Here is a 3,957-nt window from a genome sequence, read left to right as displayed (position 1 = left end):
CGAAGGACCTGGTGTTTTCCCCTGGTTGTTAAGAAAGGGTCGCCGGAAGAAATCCGACGCGGGGTCCTTCGACTCGCGATGCCCTGCGGGCCAGCCGCAGGGCATCGCTCGCTCAGGATGACAACCAACAAGGCGCGGTGACCCGGAAACGATTTAGGATTGAGAGGTGGACGATTGCCCGCCCGGGGCGCCCGCCCTAGGCTCGCTCGCAGGAGGACGATCCTCATGCGCTGCACTGCTTCCTGCATCCTGCTGACGTTCCTGCTCGCCCTGGCGCCCGCCGCCTCCGCCCGCCAGGCCCCGGCCCCGCCGGAGGATCCGGTGGGCGTGGCCATCGGCCACATCCGCAACCTGGAGTACGCCCAGGCCCGCCGCCAGCTCGAGGCCTGGGTGGGGGAGCATCCCGACGACCTGCGCGCCTGGAACTACCTCGCCGTGGCCATCCTCTACCGCGAGATGTTCGAGCGCGGCGTGCTCGAAGCCAAGGTCTACGGCCAGGGCGGCGAGGTCTTCCAGCCCTCCAAGGTGGAAGTCTCGCCCGGCTTCCAGGAGGAGCTGTTCCGCGTGCTCGACCAGGCGCAGCAGCTCGCCCAGGCGCGCCTCGACAGCGATCCCCAGGACAAGGAGGCCATGTACTGGCTGGGAGTGACGCACGGCACCCGCGCCACCTACCACTTCGCCCTGCGCAAAGAGTACGGCCCGGCACTGCACGAGGCCAAGGACGCCTTCGACCTGCACGAGCGTCTGCTCAAGATGGATCCCAACTTCACCGACGCTTACCTGATCGTGGGGGTACAGCACTACGTGGTGGGCAGCCTGCCCTGGTTCTGGAAGCTGATGGCGGCGCTCACCGGGCGGCATGGCAGCCGCAAGGAAGGCCTGGCGGAGGTGAAGCGAGCCGCCGAGCAGGGGCACTTCGCCCGCGAGGACGCGCAGTTGATGCTCGGCGTCCTCTACCAGCGCGAGAAGATGCTGCCGGAAGCGCTGGCCGTCTTCCAGGAGATGGCCGCGGCCTCGCCGCGCAACTACCTGCTGCCCCAGGAGGTGGCGTCGCTCGACGAGCAGATGGGCGACTGGGCCGCCGCCGCCCAGGTCTACGACTCCATGCTGTCGAGATACCGCGCGCAGGAGCCCAACTTCGATAAGCTGCCGCCGGCCCGCCTCTTCTACCTGGCGGGCATGGCGCAGCGCCACCTTGAGCACGACCCGGCCGCGCTGGCGCTCTTTGCCGAGGGCGCCGCACTTCCCGGCTCGAGCATCTACATCTACCGCTGCGATTTGCAGGCCGCCGAGCTGGACGCCCTCAACCACCGCGACCAGGAGGCCCGCCGGCGCTACCAGCGCGTCGCCGATTCCGTCCCCCAGACCGACGAGGGCAAGCTCGCCCGCAGAGCGCTGAAGAAACTCGAGGAAGATTAACCACAGAGGACACAGAGAGCACAGAGGAAAACCATCTTCAAGAAGGCGTCATCCTGAGCAGCTTTCGCTGCGAAGGATCCCGCGCGCAGCACGAAGAACCTCCGTTGATGTCATCCTTCGCGAGGCGAAGCCGAGCGGAGGATCTGACGAGGATCGTCTGCACAACCCCTGTGGTGGCGAAGGCGATGTCGTCAGATCCTCCCGCCTCCCTTCGGTCGGCGGAAGGATGACACTCCCAGGAGAGCTTTGCCTTTTGCCTTTTTACTTTTGCCTTGCTCCTCGGCTATCATCCCCGCGCATTTGACAGGAGGATGACCATGGCCGCTTCCAACGACAAGGCTCTGCGCGCGGCGCTGGTGCTGGTGGGGTTGATCTTCGTCTTCGGCATCTACCCGCTGATGCAGGTGTGGCCGGCGGGCTGGCGCTGGATCCCCAATCAGCCCGAGTACGAGCAGATGATCCTGGGCATCTACGCCACCCTGGGGGTCTTCCTGCTGCTGGCGTCGCGCGCTCCCCGCAAGCACCTCAGCCTGATCTGGTTCACGGTGTGGTCGAGCGTGGTGCACGGCGGCATCATGGCCTGGCACGCCTTCCAGCACGTGGAGGAGCGCGGCCACCTGTGGGGCGACGTCGCCGCCCTCTTCCTGGTGGCCATCCTGCTGGGCGCGCTCACCCCGCGCGGCGCCGCCGCGCAGGGCTAGAAAAGTGGCGGGCGGAATCGGTTCCCGCCCGTCTGACGTCCGCTCTACACCTGGGGCGCCACGTAGCGCACCGCCTTCAGCTTGGAGAGCGCCTCCAGCTTCTCCGCCGTGAGCCTCCCGATCACCAGGCTGGAACTCTGGGGATCGAGCACCACCTCGAAGCCCAGGGCCTTGAGCTGGGCCAGCGCCTCGGGCGTCTTGTCGGTCAGCCAGACCTGCAGCAGCAGCTTGGAGGCGGGCGTGGCGCCACATCCGCTCTTGCCGCTCTTCAGGCACGCCACCGCCGCCTGCAGCGTGGGGTGGAGCTTGGCAGCCGGCTGGTCGGCGCGCCCTTCCACCGTGGTGGTGTTGGTCAGGGGAGGCGCGGCCGGCGCCTGCCTCGGCGCATAGCCGCCCATGCCGCGACTCTTGACCGGCGCGGCGCGCAGCGCGTAGACGGTGCTGCCGCTTGCCACCGCCTCGTCCTTGTCCTCCCCAAAGACGCCCTGGTAGCTGACGCCCTCCGGCATCTCCACCGGCACCTGCACGGTGCGCGGCTGGCCGCCGTCGGTCACGGTCATCTCTTCCACCGCGACGAACGAGGTGAATTGGGTCATCAGGCGGAACTGCAGGCCCAGCCCGGTGATGGCCTGCTGCAGCTCGGCCTTCATGTTGCCGCCCTGCAAGCCCACCCAGTCCTGGGACATGAGGGCGTCGATGCGCTGCCGCGCCCACAGCGTGGCCAGCACGTCGTGGCCGGGCTCGTCCGCCGGCAGCGTGACCTGGATGTCGCGCTCGTAGGGCTGACCGGCGCGCGTGCCGTGCAGCCGGATGGTGCCCCGCGCCGGCCCCGCGTAGCGCCCGGTCACGATCACCGGCTTGGCGCCGAACAGGTCGGGGATGCGCTCCGGCTGGGTCATGGTCACGGGCAGCCCGCCCCAGTCGATGGAGATGTCGGTGAGCAGGGGCGTGCGCACCCGCTCGAACAGGCGCGCGACCACGGGGTCGGCGTCGCGCTCCAGGGTGACGTACTCGGCCTCGCCGCGCCCCGCCGCCGCCATCTTGTCGATGAGGAAGCGGTTCACCGAGCTGCCGATGCCGAGGGTGAAGACGCGGGCGTTGGGATGCTTCTGCACCTCGCCGATGATCTCCATGTCGTTGCCCACGTAGCCGTCGGTGAAGAACAGCACCACCCGCAGGTGGTCCTGGGAGTCGCTGGGGTCCATGGAGGCGCGGATGGCCTTCATCATCTCGGTGCCGCCGCCGCCGGTGAGGTTGGCCAGCAGGGCGCGCGCGCGCGCCAGGTTCTTCTCCGAGGCCGGCACCGGCTCGTCGAAGAGGATCTGGGTGTTGCCGGCGAAGGTGATGATGTTGAAGGTGTCCTGCGGGTGCAGGTGAGCGAGCGCCAGCTCCACCAGCTTCTTCGATTTCTCCAGCGGGAAGCCGTACTGCGAGCCCGAGGTGTCGATCACGAAGACGATCTCGCGGGGAGTGACGTCGGATTCCGCCACCCGGTCCGGCGGCTGCAGGATGAGCGCGAAGAAGCCCCCGTTCTTGCCCTTGTGGGTGAGCAGCGCGTCCTGGATCTTCCCCGAGGCCACGTCGTACTGCAGGATGAAGTCCTTGTTGGGGATGACCGCCTGGTCCTCCAGCCGGATGACGGCGGTCGCGGCCCCGGTGCGCTGGCTCGCGATCTTATGGGTGGTGCAGCGGAAGTTCTGGATGGGGACGCCGGCGTCGAGCCTGACCTCGATGGAGATGTCGTGGCCGGCGCGCGTGCCGGGAGGCGTGACCGGCGGGGTGATGCGCGAGGCGTCGGGAACTCGGGTGGTGTCGGGCGCCCAGCCGCCGCCCTGCT

The 3,957-nt window shown here is 68.4% G+C and carries 3 protein-coding genes; 2 read left to right on the top strand and 1 reads right to left on the bottom strand.

Annotation, left to right across the window (positions count from 1 at the left end):
• Positions 1–225: 225 nt before the first annotated feature.
• Both VEG08_10360 and VEG08_10355 read left to right on the top strand, forming a co-directional pair.
• Positions 226–1,419 (top strand): hypothetical protein, encoded by a 1,194-nt coding sequence (locus VEG08_10360; GenBank protein ID HXZ28387.1) that lies wholly within the window; start codon positions 226–228, stop codon positions 1,417–1,419.
• Positions 1,420–1,736: 317 nt separating this feature from the next.
• Positions 1,737–2,120, top strand: a complete 384-nt coding sequence (locus VEG08_10355) for a DUF6632 domain-containing protein (GenBank protein HXZ28386.1) — start codon at positions 1,737–1,739, stop codon at positions 2,118–2,120.
• 44 nt (positions 2,121–2,164) lie between these two features.
• Here VEG08_10355 and VEG08_10350 read toward each other — a convergent pair.
• A partial coding sequence (locus VEG08_10350; protein HXZ28385.1) for a VWA domain-containing protein occupies positions 2,165–3,957 on the bottom strand: 1,793 nt, incomplete at its 5' end.

The sequence above is a fragment of the Terriglobales bacterium genome, from assembly GCA_035624475.1.
In the GTDB taxonomy this organism is placed as follows: Bacteria; Acidobacteriota; Terriglobia; order Terriglobales; family Acidobacteriaceae; genus DASPRL01.
Note: the sequence above shows the minus strand (reverse complement) of the source record. Positions and strands in the feature narration are given on the sequence as shown.